The organism is Nonomuraea sp. NPDC023979, from assembly GCF_040639085.1.
Taxonomy (GTDB): Bacteria; Actinomycetota; Actinomycetes; order Streptosporangiales; family Streptosporangiaceae; genus Nonomuraea; species Nonomuraea ceibae.
This window is the reverse complement of record NZ_JBEZZG010000020.1, coordinates 155,070-168,939: the sequence shown is the minus strand read 5'-3', so window position 1 is coordinate 168,939 and position 13,870 is coordinate 155,070. Positions and strand designations below refer to the sequence as shown.

The following is a 13,870-nucleotide window of genomic DNA, read 5'->3' as shown; positions in this document are numbered from 1 at the left end:
CGAGGTGTTGCATGAAAAACTTCATGCACTGGCTTTTGACACACTGTTGAGTTCTCAAGAAACGGACGCTTGCTCCCCAGTCCTGCGAGAGGCGCTCATTTCGTTGTGTCTTAATTCTTTCAGCCGTTCAAGTCTCTGTCAAATTGACTGGACTTGCTCGACCTGCTGGAATTTCGACGCCCCGCCAACTTACCAGCCATTCGGACAGCTTCGAACCGTCCGGATGTCTCGCCAGAGAGTGGGATTCGCCGGGCACCTCCGGAGCTTGATCAGCCCCTCGTCGCCCGCGCCTCAGCAACTCTAGCAGCCCCGAAGACCACCGTGGCCCGTCTCGGGTAATCATGACGTTCTTCCCTCCCCAGGCAACCGCCAAACCTCTCCACGCGCATGGCAAGGCTCGGCCCGGGGGCGCACCCCCCGGATCCGGCGGAACGCGCAAGTGCCCGGCAAGTCATCCGCAATCGCTCCCAGGTACGAAGTACGTACGAGCAGACTGCGCTCTCGGAGGTATCCGCCATGACCCGCTCGGAGTTCGACGACATCCGCGCCTTCCTCGCCGACGACGCCACGCAGCCGGAGGATCTCCTGCGCATCGCGCGGACGCTCGTCGACGACCTTGAGCACGCCCGGATGCGCGAGGCCGTCATGCGCACCCACTACCTGCGGCTGCTGACCGCCGCCCGCGCCACGGTGGCGGCCGACTCGGTGGGGGCGCCCGAGCCGATGGCGTTCCTCACGCACGAGCTGGGCGAGCACGGCCAGCTTCCGGCGAACGGCGAGGCCGTGCAGCGCATCCTGTCCGACGCCCGCACGGCGGCGGCGCTGCTGGCCTGCCTGGAGCAGCATGCCCGGCCGAGGCCCCGCGCCGGCATCCGGTTGCGCCGCTGCGTCGGCTCCGTCCGCACTCTGCCGCGCTGACCCCGACGCGCCCCTTTCCAAGCCGGTCGGGGTGGGGGCGCCGCTGCTGGGCCGCACCGGACGAAAAGCGTGCGACCCGGCCCGTACAGCGGCGGACCGTAGAACCGGCGCGGGATAGAGCGCGCGTGTATCACCGGATGACGACCTGGGACATACCCGCGCTTGGCGGACGGCCTGGGAGACTGCGCATATGTGGCAACGCGGGATGAACTGGGCGGCAATCGCCTTTGTCGGGACATTCAGCGTTATGTGGCTGGGTGTCGTGGTGTACGCGGACGTGGCCTCTGCCTTTTGGATGCGCGCCGGTCAGGTGGTGTTCGCCCTGTTCCTGCTCGGATGGGCCGGGTGGAAAGCGGCCATCATGATCGGCAAGGCGTGAGTTCGATGAGCGAGCAACCGTACGAGGTCAGTCAGGACCTGGGGGACGACCCGCAGGCGTCGTTCGCGGCGATGTACCTGGACCGGCTCCCGCAGCGGCATCGGATCGACGAGATCGACGACGCGGCCGCCCGCGGGATCTCCCGGTGGACGCGCGAGGAGGACGTGCGCGAGTCCGACGCGCACGTCGACCCGCTCGCCGAGCCGGAGTGTTACTTCGAGTGACTACGGCGTGTACGGCGGCGCGACTCCCCAGCCCCAGTGGGGCACGGGCGCCTGGGGCGGAGGCGTGGCGCCGGGCTGGGAGTTGTGCCGGGCGATGCGGGTGCCCCATTCGATGTAGCCGAAGAACGCGGCCCTGAACTCGGGGTCGTCGGGCAGCGCGACCTCGTCGGCGGCGTCCATGAGCAGGCTGACCCAGCGCCGGCGCTGCGGCTCGGTGATGGCCTTGCCCAGGTGGTAGGAGAGCATGTGCGCGTATCCGCCGCGTTCGTCGGTGTAGCGCGACGGGCCGCCGAACACCTCCGCCAGCCACATGGCGACGTGCTTGGGGTGCCCCGGGTCCATGTGCGCGAACAGCGGCCCGATGAGTTCGTCCTTGACGACGTGTCCGTAGAAGACCTCGGTGAGCCGTTCCAACGCCTCGATGCCGCCGGCCCATTCGTAGAGCGTCGGCACGTTATCTTCCGTCATGTAATCATGTAATCATTGATCAACAATGGCGGACAAGCCCATAATTCCGAGATGTTCGACCATAACGACCACTACCACGGCCTGCTGCTGAAACAGCTTCCGCCGGGCGCCCGGCACGCGCTCGACGTGGGGTGCGGCACGGGGGCGTTCGCGCGGGCCCTGGCCGCGCGCGGGCCGGCGGTGGACGCCGTCGATCCGGACGAGGCGGTCATCCGGGCCGCCGGTCAGGCTCCCGGGGTGACGTTCACGCACGGCGACATCACCGCGATGGAGCTGCCGGGCGGACGCTACGACTTCGTGTCCTGCCTGGCGAGCCTGCATCACGTGCCGTTCGGCACGGTGAGCCGGCTGCGGGAGGCGCTGGCTCCCGGCGGGGTGCTCGCGGTGCTGGGCTGTTATCGCGAGAGCACCTGGTCCGACCGCCTGGTCAGCGGGGCGGCCGTCCCGGCGAACGCCGTCATCAGGCTGGCCCTGGCAGGCAGGGCGGCGCACTCGCCGGTGCGGGCACCGGTCAGGCCGCCCGCGATGACGCTGCCGGAGATCAGGGAACGGGCCGCCGAGCTCCTGCCCGGGGCCCGGATCCGCCGTCTGCTCTTCTGGCGGTATCTGCTGGTCTTCAGAAAGCCTCGCACGTGACGTACCAGCGGCCCGAGAGATGGTCGGCCGACGTGGCGCGGATGGTCCCGGTGGAGTAGGTGAGCCCGCAGAACTCCAGCCATCCCCCGGAGCCGACGACGCCCAGGTCGGTCCTGCCGACATGGCGTACGGCACGGCCGACGGGGAACAGGCCGACCCATTCGACGCCCAGCCCGGCCTCGACGTCGCCCACGGTGACGCTCTCCGGATGCATGGGCAGGGACCGTACGTAGGTCGACAGGGCGTGCTCGGAGACGGCGAACGCGAACCTGATCGGCAGGTCGGCGGCCACGACGGCGAAGGTGGCAACGGCGAGCAGCGGGCCGACGGCGGACAGCTTGCGGTAGCGGCGCAGGAAGAACAGCACGCCCCAGGCGACGGCCGCCAAGATCCAGAACATCAGCGCATAGGACCAGATATATAGGCTGCCGCCGGGAAATATCGCCCCGATCACGCTCGCCGTGGCCGCGATGCTCGGTGGCACCACCAGCCACAACCACCGCACATCCCTACGCCTGACCGGTCCCCCTGGCCCATGCACACCAGGGACCATAGCAAGGCGGCTGCTGAAAGTTTCACCCTTCCGCACAGCCGAACAGCCTGTCCCGCCTGTGACTTTCGCCGGACGCCCTCGTCGCGGCCGGTGCGGACCCTTCTGGGAACGGCGACCGGCTCCCTACCATCCGAGTGAACCCTGTGGGAGCGCTCCCACATCACCGGACGGAGTATCCATGTCTCGCAGCAGGCCCTTGGTGGCCGCCATCGTCGCCGCGGCCGTCACGGCGGTGGCGGGGGCGGCCGTCTTCACCTCCTCCGCCGTCCAGGCCGCCGACTCCGCGTTCTACGTCGACCCGCAGACCAACGCCGCCAAGTGGGTGGCCGCCAACCCCGGCGACAGCCGCGCCGCCGTGATCAGGGACCGGATCGCGGCCGTGCCGCAGGGCCGCTGGTTCGCCAGCTACAACCCGTCGGCCGTGCGCGGCCAGGTGGACGCGTACGTGGGCGCCGCCGCGGCGGCCGGCAAGATCCCGATCATGGCCGTGTACGCGATGCCGAACCGCGACTGCGGCGGCCCGAGCGCCGGCGGCGCCCCCGACCACGCGGCCTACCGAGGCTGGATCGACCAGATCGCCGCCGGTCTGGGCGGCCGCCCGGCCACGATCGTGCTGGAGCCCGACGCGCTGGCCATCATGTCCAACTGCATGAACTCCGCCGAGCAGGCCGAGGTCAAGGCCTCGATGGCCTACGCCGGGCAGCGGTTCAAGGCGACGTCCTCGCAGGTCAAGGTGTACTTCGACATCGGGCACGACGCCTGGCTGTCGCCGTCGGAGGCCGCCTCTCGGCTGAACGGCGCCCAGGTCGGCACCAGCGCCGACGGCATCGCGGTCAACACCTCCAACTACCGCTCGACGCCCGGCCTGGTGTCCTACGCCAAGAGCGTCATCGCGGCGACCGGCGTCTCCGGGCTCGGCGCGGTGATCGACACCAGCCGCAACGGCAACGGCCCGGCGGGCAGCGAGTGGTGTGACCCGGCGGGCCGCGCCACCGGCACCTGGAGCACGACGGACACCGGCGACCCGGCGATCGACGCGTACCTGTGGGTGAAGCCGCCCGGCGAGGCCGACGGGTGCATCGCCTCGGCGGGACAGTTCGTGCCGCAGCGGGCGTACGACCTGGCCATGGCCGCGCCGCAGCCGACCGTCACGCCGACGGTCACCGTCTCCCCGACAGTTACCCCCACCGTCACCCCCACGGGCACGCCCGGCTGCACCGCCACGTACAAGCTGGTCAACAAGTGGCAGGGCGGGTTCCAGGCCGAGGTGACCGTGCGCAACACCGGCACGGCGCCGATCAGCGGATGGCGGGTCGGCTGGACGTTCTCCGGCGGTCAGTCGATCTCGCAGCTCTGGAACGGCTCGGTGTCCGGCAGCGGCGGCAACGTGACCGTCTCCAACCTGGGCTGGAACGGCTCGGTCGGCCCCGACGCGACCACCACGTTCGGCTTCCTGGCCAGCGGGGACGGCACGAGCACGCCGTCGCCGATCAGCTGCACGACCTCCTGACGGCTACCTCCGGCTCACCGCGTGGGTGACGAGCGTGGTGAGCACGTCCTTGACCGAGGCGCGGTTGCGCGCGTCGCACAGGACGACCGGGGTGCCCTCGTCCAGCCCGACGGCCCGCCGTACCTTCGCAGGATCGTGACGGCGGGCCCCGTCGAAGCAGTTGACCGCGACCACGAACGGCAGCTTGAGCTGCTCGAAGTAGTCCACCGCCGGGAAGCAGTCCTGCAGGCGGCGGGTGTCGGCCAGGACGACGGCGCCCAGCGCGCCGAGCGCCAGCTCGTCCCACATGAACCAGAACCGGTCCTGGCCCGGCGTGCCGAACAGGTAGAGCCACAGGTCCTCGCGGATGGTGATGCGCCCGAAGTCGAGCGCCACCGTCGTGGCGACCTTGGTCTCCACGCCCGACAGGTCGTCCACGCCGACGCCGCGGTCGCTGAGCAGCTCCTCGGTGTGCAGCGGGCGGATCTCGCTGATGGTGCCGACCATCGTCGTCTTGCCGACGCCGAATCCACCCGCGATCAGGATCTTCAGGGCCGTCGCGGTGAGCGTCCCGCCGGAGGGCCGGGGGCGGTCAAAGCCTGCGAATTCCATGCAGTACATCCCTGTAAGTGCGTTCGTCGATCGTCTGGTCGGGAGGCTGCGGCGGGTCGATGTTCACCAGGCCCTCGCGCCGCAGGTCGCCGAGGAGCACGCGGGTGATGTTGAGTGGCAGGCCGAGCTGCGCCGCCACGTCCGCCACCGGCGTCGGCCGGCGGCAGATGGCCAGCATGGCGTGGTGCTCGGGGTTCAGCCCCGGCAGCTCGTAGGGCGTCCTGATCGTCGTGACGATCGCGACCAGGTCGAACGCCTCCCCCGAGGGCCGCGCCCGGCCGCCGGTGAGCCCGTACAGCCTGATCAGCGGCCCCGGATCGTCGTCGGTCACGGTGCCGTCCCGTTCCAGACAGGCGCGGGCGCGGCTCCTCTCGGCTGGGTGGAGAGGTGCTCGCCGACGCGCTTGACGAGCAGCGCCATCTCGTACGTGATCAGTCCCAGCTCGGCGTCGGCCGCCGTCAGCACGGCCAGCCGGGCGCCCTGTCCGGCGGCCGAGACGAACAGGAAGCCGCCCTCCAGCTCGATGATCGTCTGGCGTACGCCGCCGAGCCCGAAGTGCCGCCCGGCGCCCACGGCCAGGCTGTGACTGCCCGCCGCGATGGCCGCCAGATGCTCGTGGTCCTCCCGGGTCATGCCCTGGGAACCGCCCATCGTCAGGCCGTCGGCCGACAGCAGCACGGCGTGCCGTACGCCCGGGACCCGGTGGGTCAGGTCGTCCAGCAGCCAGCTCAGCTCAGATCTCGTGTCGGCCATGGTCATCCCTTTCATCGCGCATGTCACGGCTCTCCCCCGCCTCCCTGCGCCCCTGTCGCCAGCCCTCCTGCATGGAGGTCATCAGGTCGTGGAGCTCCTGCGGGGAGCGGGGGGAGATGTCGGGTTCCTGCCGTGGGCGCGTCTTGCGGAGTTGTGGTGCGAGGCTGGCCTGCCGTACCCGTACCGGCAGTCCGTCCAGGTCGTCGTCGGTCTCGTAGCGCACCGGCGAGGGCGGCGGGGGCAGGGTCCGTACGGCGGAGGGGGCCGGGACCTGCCGGACCGGCGGCGCCGAGGCCGGCTCGAACAGCGAGACCGTGGTGTGCGGGCGGGCCTGCACGGGCTCGGTGAGCACGCTCACCGGGACCATCAGGATCGCCGTGGTGCCGTCGTAGGGCGACTGGCGCAGCGTGACCTTGATCCCGTGGCGGGCGGCCAGCCGGGAGACCACGAAGATGCCCATCCGGTCGCTGCCCGCCAGGTCGAACTCGGGCGGCGTGGCGAGCTGGGCGTTGAGCTCGGCCATCGTGGCGGTGTTCATGCCCAGGCCGCGGTCCTCGACCTCGATGGCGAAGCCGTTGGCCGCGGCCAGGCCGCGCACCTGGACGCTGGTGTTGGGCGGGGAGAAGGAGGTGGCGTTCTCGATCAGCTCGGCGATCAGGTGGATGACGTCGGTGACGGCGGCGCCCGCGAGCATCGGCGCCTGCGGCATCGGCTGGATGGTGACCCGCGTGTAGTCCTCGACCTCCAGCGCGGCGCTGCGGATCACGTCGTGGAGCGGCACTGGGTCCCGCCAGCGCCTGCCGGGCGCCGCGTCGGACAGGATGATCAGGTTCTCCGCGTGGCGGCGCATGCGGGTGGTGAAGTGGTCGAGCTTGAACAGCCCTTCCAGCGTGTCGGGGTCCTCCGCCTTGCGCTCCATCGCGTCGAGCAGCGTGAGCTGGCGGTGCAGCAGCGCCTGGTTGCGCCTGGCCAGGTTGAGGAAGACCTGGCCGACGCCCTTGCGCAGCGTGGCCTGGCCGACCGCGGCCTCGACGGCGGTGCGCTGCACGGCCGAGAACGCCTGCACCACCCGCTCGACCTCGGCGGTCCTGGCCTTCTCCAGCTCGGCGGTCGTCTCGGCCGGGTCGACGTCCTCGCCCCTGCGCAGCCGCTCGACCAGGTTGGGCAGCCGGACCTCGGCCAGCTCGACCGCCGACGCCTGCAGCTTCCTCAGCTCGTCGATCATGGAGCGGCCGAACCGGTACGACAGCACGATCGACAGCAGCACCGCCAGCAGGCCCAGGCCCAGCACCACGCCGATGCGCACCAGGCCCTCCACGACGCGGGTCTCGCCCTTCAGCGTGGCCCGCCGCACCTCCTGGCTGGAGTTGCCGCTCAGCCCGGCGAACGCCTCGGCCGCGTCGAGCCGCCAGGCCGTGGCGGTCACGGGCGGCATGCCGCGCGCGTTCCAGGCGTAGACGGCGTCCTCCGCCTGCTCGAACCGCTGGTAGGACGGGGTGGCGACGAGCCGTTCGTGCAGGGCGCGCAGCTCGGGGCCGATGTCGCGCAGCGCGTCGGCGAGCTGCACCCGCCGCGCCGTCATCGCCGCCACGAACGCCGCGTGCTCGGTCGAGGTCATCTGCCCGCGCTCCAGCGCCGGGGCCAGCACCGCGGCCTCCCTGGAGGCGTACTCGGCGGCCGAGCTGTAGGCCGACAGGCCGCGCAGCACCCGGTAGGAGTAGACCTCGGTGAGCCGCTCGGCGCCGCCGAACTGCTGGTTGGCGACGCCGATCATCACGTTGTACTTCTCGGTCGTGGTCAGCGCCGCCTCGTCGCCGAGATCGGCCGCCGCGCGCAGTCCCGCCAGCCCGTCCAGCGCCTTGAGCAGCGCCCGCACGGTCTCGGGCGCGGTGCCGGCCTGCGGCTGCTCGGCCAGCCCGGCCGCCACGTCCCGCACCCGCGCCACCGCCTGGTCGGTGACGTGCCGCTGCGTCGCGAGCTGCGTGTCACCCGCCGCCCGGCCCGCCAGCTCGGCGGTGAGCAGCCGCTCCCGCTGGAGCGCGATGATCAGCTCACGCGACGGCGCGCCGACCGCGTCCCACTCGCCCCGGCTCTGCGCGAACCCCGTCGTCTCCGACACCATGCTGTACGCGATGTAGCCCCACAGGCCGACGAGCGACACCAGAGGCACCAGGAGAATCCGCAGGATCTTGCGGCGGATCGGCGGGGCGGATCTCATGCGCTTCGTCCAATCCGCGCTTTCCTGCGCATAGTCGGTCTGCCTGGGGGCGGCAGTGCCTGAAGTGCACGCCGCGACGGATGCGCGCTGTGATCTGCACCACTATGCCGCTGGTGTCCCGCGCCGACAAGACACCGTTTCAAAAGTTGATATTTCGATATCTCCGCGGCTATGCCGGAGTCCGCGCAGTGATTGCCAACATGCCCGGCACCGCACGCCCACCGGGCTCGCTCACTCTCGTGAGCACCAGCCCGGCGTCGAGGAAGGCGTTGATCAGATCCGGCAGCGGCGTGTGGCTCATGCCGACCAGGTCCCGGACCCCGCCCGCACGCCACCACGGCTTGCGCGGGTGCCGGCCCCGGTGCCGGTAGGTGGGGTGGATGAGGACGGCACCGTCCTCACGAGGCTCGATGTGCGGGCCGTTGAAGCACGGGTGCATGCCGTAGAACAGCAGCAGACCGCCCGGCCGTAGGACGCGGGCGGCCTCGGCCAGCAGGCCGGCGAAGTCGTCGACGTCGGAGGACACCCAGATGGCGGCGACGGCCGTGAACACCCCGGCGGCGAACGGCAGTCCGGCCGCGTCGGCCTGCAGCAGCGGGGCGGGGTCGCGGCGGCGGGCCAGGCGGAGCTGGTCGGCGGAGCGGTCGAGGCCGACCACGGTCCTGCCGGTGGAGCGGATCGCGTCCAGGTACAGCCCGGTGCCGCAGCCGAGGTCGAGACACGGCCCGTCGCCCGGGCCCAGCAGGGCGGCCACCTCGGCGGCGTTGGCGGCGGCGGCTTCGGCGTTGAAGTCGTCGTACCACTCGGCCAGGCCGTCGTAGCGGGCGGTCATGGGCGGTCGGCTGCTGCCAGTTCCGTCAGGGGGATCGGGCGGAAGGTGTCCAGCAGGGCCAGCAGGGTGCCATGGGACGCTGTCTCACCCTCCAGCCGCACCGTGGTGCCGCCGCGGCTCGCGTACATGACCCTGTACCTGTCCATCCAGACGCCGTCCCGCACCTGCCGGCAGTCCGCGCCGCTGTCGTACTCGCAGGCCAGGTAGGGGCCGGTCAGGTCGGGCCGCAGCACCCTGACCTCGATCATCGTCCCCTCGCCCTCGTACGTGAGGTGCAGCTCCGGCTCGTCGGGATGGCCCGTGTAGTCGTCGTCGGCGTGGGTCAGGCGGAAGCCGTCGAGGCCGGGCCCGACCAGGGGCAAGCCGGCGCGGTGCAGCCGCTCGGCCTGGGCGCCGGCGGCGATCAGGTCGTGCGGCAGGCCGAGCCCGAGGCAGGTCACGGCGACGAAGCCGGCGGCCAGCGACCTGGCCCTGGCCGGTCCCGGCATCACGATCGCGGCGGCGGCTACGTACCCGATGACGCCGAGCGCCATGAAGGCGGCGGTGCCGGTGACCGCGCCGAAGTCCATGGCCGTCGAGAGCGTGAGCCCGAAGACGGCGAACGCCAGCATGAGCACGTACAGCAGGAAGGACGCCAGCGTCGACACCGCCCAGGACAGCGGCAGCCTGCCGAACCAGCTCAGGAACATGCCCAGCGGGAACGGCAGCAGGGCCATCGCGAGGACGACCGGTATCTCGTCGGCGTCGCCGAACACGTACAGCATGGCTTCGGCGATTCCGACCACGGCGCCCACGAGCGCGGCCCTGACTAATGCACTCATACACCGATCTTGCCTGATTGGTCACCGGAGTCGAAGGACAATGGGCGGATCCGCCGTTCCCAGGGGAGCCAGCCCTCGGGGGTCCCCCCACGTTCGGTCGCGGACCTGTCGCCAGCGGTCGTCGTCCCGGGGCTCCGGTGCGTGCGCGGGCCCGGCGACGCCGCACGCCGGGCACACCCCGTCCGGCGGTCTCGGCGTCGCGCACAGCACGCATGCGCCGGCGGCGGGCCTCCCGTAGGCGTGGGCCTCGGCAAGCCGCCGGATCACCGGGACGACGGCGACGTGCGGCAGCCACAGGCTGCGGGCGGCGGCCAGTTCGTCGACCGCTCGAGCCAGCGCGGCGGGGTCCCGTTCCACCTCTTTGGGGATGCGGGCGGCGAGCACCAGGTGATGCCAGGTGGCGCGGAACCCGTATCCCGTCAGCTCGGCCATTAGAGTAGGCTGTCTACATGTAGGTGGTCTACATATGAAGGAGGCTTGATCATGAGTGAGGCCCGGGAATCCGCCTGGCCGGCGGTGCGGCTCGTCATCCTCATGCTCGCGGGCATCGTCGTCGCCAACGTGGCCCTCGCGTTGCTGACGACCAGGGACGAGGGGCTCGGGCTGGACGAGCTCGTCGCCTTCGGCGGGGGCGCGCTGGCGGGGCTGGCGGTGGAGTTCGGCGTCTTCCGGCGGACCCGGCGCTGAAGGCTTTCAGGTGATTAAGTCGCGGAATTGCGCATACGAAAAAGTCCTCCAGGAGAAACTCCTGGAGGACTTTTTCTTTTGGTAGCGGGGGCAGGATTTGAACCTGCGACCTCTGGGTTATGAGCCCAGCGAGCTACCGAACTGCTCCACCCCGCGTCGGTGTGTGTCTAAAGACTATCCCTGACACGGGGCTTACGCAAACTGACTGACCTACGTCCCCCCGGTGGCCGTCGCCGTGGGTGAAGCCGTGGGCGAACCGGTCGGCGTGGCCGGGGGTGAGCCGGTGGGCGTGGCCGACGGTGACGCCGTGGGCGAGGCCGTGGGTGAGGCGTTCGGCGCCGGCTGGGCGCCGAGCGACTTCAGCTTCTCCAGCGCCGCGTCGAGCCGCTCCTGGGCCTTGCCGTACGCGTCCCAGTCGGGCGGGCTGGCCTGCAGGGCCTTCTGGGCGTCTTCGTAGGCCGTCTGGGCCTCGGAGATGGCCGTCGCCAGAGCAGTGGTCTGGGCCGGCTGCTGTTGCTGGTTCTCCTCGGCGGGCTTGTTTTCGGTGGTTTCCTGCTGTTCGCCGCCGAAGACCTCGGCCAGGCCCTCCTCCAGCGTGCGGCCGACGCCGATCTTGCTGCCGAACGAGACCAGGACGCGCTGCAGGATCGGGTACGGCTCCTGGCCACCGCCCGCGGCGACCTGGACGTACACGGGCTCGATGTAGACCAGCCCGCCCGCGTACGGCAGCGTCAGCAGGTTGCCGTAGCGGACCGACGAGGCGCCGACGCCGAGCAGGTTGAGCTCACCCGCGAAGCGGCTCTGGAAGGCGTTCTGCGCCTGGCCGGGGCCGGGGATCGGGGCGTTGGACGGCATCCGCAGGACGCGGAGCTGGCCGTAGTTGGGGCCGTCGGTGGAGTCGACCGCCATGAAGGCGGCCAGGTTGGGCCCCTGTCTCGGGACGAACGTGGTCGTCAGCGAGAACGTCGGCTGGCCGCCCGGCATCGTGGCCGTCAGGTAGTAGGGCGGCTGCTTGATGTTGCGGTCGCCCTGCGACGGGTCGTTGGGGACGTTCCAGAAGTCCTGGCCGCTGTAGAAGGCCGCGGCGTCGGTGATGTGGTAGCGCGACAGGGTGTAGCGCTGCACCTTGAACAGGTCTTCGGGGTAGCGGACGTGCGCCCTGAGGTCGGCGGACATCCGCTCCTTGGGCTGGATGACGCCGGGGAACGCGTTGCTCCACGTCTTCAGCACCGGGTCGTCAGGCTCCCAGGCGTACAGCGTGACCGTGCCGTCGTAGGCGTCGACCGTGGCCTTGACGGAGTTGCGCATGTAGTTGACCTGGTCCTGCGGCTGCTGGGCGATGACGCGCGAGCGGTCGGTGGCCGTGTCGCGGGTCATCTCGCCGAGGCTCTCGCTCTGCGAGTAGGGGTAGGCGTTGGACGTGGTGTAGGCGTCGACGATCCACGTGACCCGCCCGTCGACGATCGCCGGGTAGGGGTTGGAGTCGAGCGTCAGGAACGGGGCGACCTTCTGGATCCTGGCGCGCGGGTTGCGCTCGTACAGGATCTTGGAGTTGTCGTTGATGTCGCCCGACAGCAGGATGTTCACCTCGCCGTACTTGGCGGCGTAGAACAGCCGGTTGACGAACGAGCCGACGGGCACGCCGCCCTTGCCGGTGTAGGTGGTGTTCGCCTGGCCGGTGCCGCCCGTCTCCGGGTAGTCGAGCTCCTGCGGCCGCTGGGGGTTGCCGCCGGCGATCGCGTACTCGTTGTTGTTGGGGTGCTCGCCGAAGTAGATGCGCGATTCCTTGAGCCCGGTGGTCTGCGTCAGCGGGCCGGTGACGGGCATGTCCTTGGCGTCGTAGTCGGGCAGGCCGCCGGAGTCGACCTTGTTGCCCGGCGCGGCCACGATGCCGTAGCCGTGGGTGTAGACGAGGTGCCGGTTGATCCAGTTGTTCTGGCCCTCCGGCGGGCCGCTCAGCTCGCGGACGCCGACGATGTGGTCGACGGGCTTGCCGTTGGCGTCGGGGTAGCGGTCGACGTCGAGCTGGTCGGCGAACTCGTAGAAGCCCCTGATGCGCTGGGTCTGCTCGTAGGTGTTGGACACGAGCGCGGGGTCGAGGAGCCGCACGCCCGTCACGGACGTGTCGCCGGCCTGCTGGACCTTGGCGGGGTCGGCCTCGGCGGAGTATTGCTCGACCTTCACGTCGTCGATCCCGTACGCCTGCCGCGTGGCCTCGATGTTGCGCGCGATGTAGGCGGCTTCCTTGCCCTGCTGGTTGGGCTTGACCTGGAACTGCTCGACGAGCAGCGGGTAGACGCCGCCGATCAGCACGGCCGACAGCACGAGCAGGCCGAAGGAGACGCCGGGCAGCATGCCGCCGGGGCGGAAGATGCCGGCGAAGAAGAGCGCGGCGCAGATCAGCGCGATGATCGCGAGGATGGTCTTGGCGGGCAGCACCGCGTTGACGTCGGTGTAGGAGGCGCCGTGCACGAAGCCGCGCTCGGAGAAGACCAGCTCGTAGCGGTCGATCCAGTAGGCGATGGCCTTGAGCAGCACGAACACGCCCAGCAGCACGGACAGGTGGATCCGGGCCGCGCGCGAGGCGTGCACGCCGGGCGACTGCAGCCGGAAGCCGCCGTAGAGGTAGTGCGTGATCGCCGCCAGCACGATCGAGATGATCACCGCGGCGAACAGGAAGTTCAGCACCATCCGGATGAACGCCAGGTCGAACATGAAGAACGACACGTCGATCTTGAACATCGGATCGGTCTTGCCGAACGTCTCGCCGTTGGCGAACTTCATCCAGGTCTGCCACTGCCCGGCGAAGGACGAGCCCGCGAAGAGCGCGAGCATCGCCATGCCGACGAGGAAGATCAGCTTACGGTGCGGGTCGAGCGCCATGCGGTAGCGGTCGGCCCCGCTCGCTCCGCCGAACATGGCGGGCCCGAACATCGGCTTGGTCCGGAAGGCCAGCAGCATGTTGCCGCCGACGATGCCCACCATGAGCACCGCGCCGATGACGAACAGCACGATCTCCGTCAGCAGCACGCCGGAGAACACCGGCATGAAGTCGATCGCGTTGAACCATAGATAGTCGGTATAAATCCCCGAAAAAAGGAAGAAAAGCGCCACAATCGCAACTAGTGCGATCGCGACAGGCAGAAGCAGTCGCGGTCGGCGGGGCAAGCGCATCGCCCTACCGGCTCCTGGGGTCCGGAAGCTCAAGGCCAACCCCTCGTCGTGATGAAGAAACGGTCCGTGTCTGGCAACCTACACCGCAGGGCCATCCGTACGGCTA

The 13,870-nt window shown here is 70.2% G+C and carries 16 protein-coding genes and 1 tRNA gene; 6 read left to right on the top strand and 11 right to left on the bottom strand.

Annotated elements, in window-relative coordinates:
* The first annotated feature begins 516 nt into the window (after nt 1-516).
* The 3 genes from AB0G11_RS30420 (at nt 517) to AB0G11_RS30410 (ending at nt 1,521) form a co-directional block, all read left to right on the top strand.
* Complete coding sequence (locus AB0G11_RS30420; RefSeq protein ID WP_219504897.1) at nt 517-918, top strand: hypothetical protein; 402 nt, start codon at nt 517-519, stop codon at nt 916-918.
* A gap of 190 nt (nt 919-1,108) precedes the next feature.
* Complete coding sequence (locus AB0G11_RS30415; protein ID WP_219504895.1) at nt 1,109-1,297, top strand: hypothetical protein; 189 nt, start codon at nt 1,109-1,111, stop codon at nt 1,295-1,297.
* Nucleotides 1,298-1,302: 5 nt separating this feature from the next.
* Nucleotides 1,303-1,521, top strand: a complete 219-nt coding sequence (locus AB0G11_RS30410) for a hypothetical protein (protein WP_219504893.1) — start codon at nt 1,303-1,305, stop codon at nt 1,519-1,521.
* On the opposite strand, the gene AB0G11_RS30405 is transcribed toward AB0G11_RS30410, so the two are convergent.
* Nucleotides 1,522-1,989: a group II truncated hemoglobin gene (locus AB0G11_RS30405; RefSeq protein WP_357590027.1), complete on the bottom strand. Its 468-nt coding sequence runs from the start codon at nt 1,987-1,989 to the stop codon at nt 1,522-1,524.
* A gap of 51 nt (nt 1,990-2,040) precedes the next feature.
* Here AB0G11_RS30405 and AB0G11_RS30400 point away from each other — a divergent pair, with 51 nt between their 5' ends.
* Entirely contained in the window at nt 2,041-2,625 is a 585-nt protein-coding gene (locus tag AB0G11_RS30400; RefSeq protein WP_357590025.1) for a class I SAM-dependent methyltransferase, read from the top strand.
* On the opposite strand, the gene AB0G11_RS30395 is transcribed toward AB0G11_RS30400, so the two are convergent.
* Complete coding sequence (locus tag AB0G11_RS30395; protein WP_357590024.1) at nt 2,606-3,025, bottom strand: hypothetical protein; 420 nt, start codon at nt 3,023-3,025, stop codon at nt 2,606-2,608. The two genes, AB0G11_RS30400 and AB0G11_RS30395, sit on opposite strands and share 20 nt — an antisense overlap.
* 331 nt (nt 3,026-3,356) lie before the next feature.
* Here AB0G11_RS30395 and AB0G11_RS30390 point away from each other — a divergent pair, with 331 nt between their 5' ends.
* Nucleotides 3,357-4,688 carry a glycoside hydrolase family 6 protein gene (locus AB0G11_RS30390; RefSeq protein ID WP_357590022.1) on the top strand — a complete coding sequence of 444 codons (1,332 nt, stop codon included), beginning with the start codon at nt 3,357-3,359 and terminating at the stop codon, nt 4,686-4,688.
* A gap of 3 nt (nt 4,689-4,691) precedes the next feature.
* On the opposite strand, the gene AB0G11_RS30385 is transcribed toward AB0G11_RS30390, so the two are convergent.
* From AB0G11_RS30385 to AB0G11_RS30355, 7 genes are all read right to left on the bottom strand, one after another.
* Nucleotides 4,692-5,279, bottom strand: a complete 588-nt coding sequence (locus tag AB0G11_RS30385; RefSeq protein ID WP_219504881.1) for an ATP/GTP-binding protein — start codon at nt 5,277-5,279, stop codon at nt 4,692-4,694.
* Nucleotides 5,260-5,610 (bottom strand): DUF742 domain-containing protein, encoded by a 351-nt coding sequence (locus tag AB0G11_RS30380; protein WP_357590020.1) that lies wholly within the window; start codon nt 5,608-5,610, stop codon nt 5,260-5,262. Before AB0G11_RS30380 ends, AB0G11_RS30385 begins: the two co-directional genes overlap by 20 nt.
* Nucleotides 5,607-6,038 carry a roadblock/LC7 domain-containing protein gene (locus AB0G11_RS30375; RefSeq protein WP_219504877.1) on the bottom strand — a complete coding sequence of 144 codons (432 nt, stop codon included), beginning with the start codon at nt 6,036-6,038 and terminating at the stop codon, nt 5,607-5,609. The genes AB0G11_RS30380 and AB0G11_RS30375 overlap by 4 nt, the downstream gene beginning before the upstream one ends.
* The gene (locus tag AB0G11_RS30370) at nt 6,013-8,250 is read right to left on the bottom strand and encodes a nitrate- and nitrite sensing domain-containing protein (protein ID WP_357590018.1); all 2,238 of its coding nucleotides are present in this window, start codon (nt 8,248-8,250) and stop codon (nt 6,013-6,015) included. Before AB0G11_RS30370 ends, AB0G11_RS30375 begins: the two co-directional genes overlap by 26 nt.
* 169 nt (nt 8,251-8,419) lie before the next feature.
* Nucleotides 8,420-9,082, bottom strand: a complete 663-nt coding sequence (locus AB0G11_RS30365) for a class I SAM-dependent methyltransferase (RefSeq protein WP_357590016.1) — start codon at nt 9,080-9,082, stop codon at nt 8,420-8,422.
* Nucleotides 9,079-9,903, bottom strand: coding sequence for a hypothetical protein (locus AB0G11_RS30360; protein ID WP_357590014.1), 825 nt, complete (start codon nt 9,901-9,903; stop codon nt 9,079-9,081). Before AB0G11_RS30360 ends, AB0G11_RS30365 begins: the two co-directional genes overlap by 4 nt.
* A gap of 21 nt (nt 9,904-9,924) precedes the next feature.
* Nucleotides 9,925-10,335, bottom strand: a complete 411-nt coding sequence (locus tag AB0G11_RS30355) for a hypothetical protein (RefSeq protein ID WP_357590012.1) — start codon at nt 10,333-10,335, stop codon at nt 9,925-9,927.
* A gap of 51 nt (nt 10,336-10,386) precedes the next feature.
* Between AB0G11_RS30355 and AB0G11_RS30350 the strand changes: the two genes are divergently transcribed.
* Nucleotides 10,387-10,590, top strand: a complete 204-nt coding sequence (locus tag AB0G11_RS30350; RefSeq protein WP_219504868.1) for a hypothetical protein — start codon at nt 10,387-10,389, stop codon at nt 10,588-10,590.
* Nucleotides 10,591-10,669: 79 nt separating this feature from the next.
* Here AB0G11_RS30350 and AB0G11_RS30345 read toward each other — a convergent pair.
* Nucleotides 10,670-10,746: transfer RNA gene (locus AB0G11_RS30345), tRNA-Met, on the bottom strand.
* Nucleotides 10,747-10,800: 54 nt separating this feature from the next.
* Nucleotides 10,801-13,764 (bottom strand): UPF0182 family protein, encoded by a 2,964-nt coding sequence (locus AB0G11_RS30340; protein WP_357590010.1) that lies wholly within the window; start codon nt 13,762-13,764, stop codon nt 10,801-10,803.
* Between the last annotated feature and the right edge of the window lie 106 nt (nt 13,765-13,870).

What these genes read in the sequence shown, in the direction of transcription:
- AB0G11_RS30420 (WP_219504897.1), top strand. Translation starts at nt 517, where the DNA reads ATGACCCGCTCGGAGTTCGACGACATCCGCGCCTTCCTCGCCGACGAC.
- AB0G11_RS30415 (WP_219504895.1), top strand. Translation starts at nt 1,109, where the DNA reads ATGTGGCAACGCGGGATGAACTGGGCGGCAATCGCCTTTGTCGGGACA.
- AB0G11_RS30410 (WP_219504893.1), top strand. Translation starts at nt 1,303, where the DNA reads ATGAGCGAGCAACCGTACGAGGTCAGTCAGGACCTGGGGGACGACCCG.
- AB0G11_RS30405 (WP_357590027.1), bottom strand. Translation starts at nt 1,989, where the DNA reads ATGACGGAAGATAACGTGCCGACGCTCTACGAATGGGCCGGCGGCATC.
- AB0G11_RS30400 (WP_357590025.1), top strand. Translation starts at nt 2,041, where the DNA reads ATGTTCGACCATAACGACCACTACCACGGCCTGCTGCTGAAACAGCTT.
- AB0G11_RS30395 (WP_357590024.1), bottom strand. Translation starts at nt 3,025, where the DNA reads ATGTTCTGGATCTTGGCGGCCGTCGCCTGGGGCGTGCTGTTCTTCCTG.
- AB0G11_RS30390 (WP_357590022.1), top strand. Translation starts at nt 3,357, where the DNA reads ATGTCTCGCAGCAGGCCCTTGGTGGCCGCCATCGTCGCCGCGGCCGTC.
- AB0G11_RS30385 (WP_219504881.1), bottom strand. Translation starts at nt 5,279, where the DNA reads ATGGAATTCGCAGGCTTTGACCGCCCCCGGCCCTCCGGCGGGACGCTC.
- AB0G11_RS30375 (WP_219504877.1), bottom strand. Translation starts at nt 6,038, where the DNA reads ATGACCATGGCCGACACGAGATCTGAGCTGAGCTGGCTGCTGGACGAC.
- AB0G11_RS30370 (WP_357590018.1), bottom strand. Translation starts at nt 8,250, where the DNA reads ATGAGATCCGCCCCGCCGATCCGCCGCAAGATCCTGCGGATTCTCCTG.
- AB0G11_RS30365 (WP_357590016.1), bottom strand. Translation starts at nt 9,082, where the DNA reads ATGACCGCCCGCTACGACGGCCTGGCCGAGTGGTACGACGACTTCAAC.
- AB0G11_RS30360 (WP_357590014.1), bottom strand. Translation starts at nt 9,903, where the DNA reads ATGAGTGCATTAGTCAGGGCCGCGCTCGTGGGCGCCGTGGTCGGAATC.
- AB0G11_RS30355 (WP_357590012.1), bottom strand. Translation starts at nt 10,335, where the DNA reads ATGGCCGAGCTGACGGGATACGGGTTCCGCGCCACCTGGCATCACCTG.
- AB0G11_RS30350 (WP_219504868.1), top strand. Translation starts at nt 10,387, where the DNA reads ATGAGTGAGGCCCGGGAATCCGCCTGGCCGGCGGTGCGGCTCGTCATC.
- AB0G11_RS30340 (WP_357590010.1), bottom strand. Translation starts at nt 13,764, where the DNA reads ATGCGCTTGCCCCGCCGACCGCGACTGCTTCTGCCTGTCGCGATCGCA.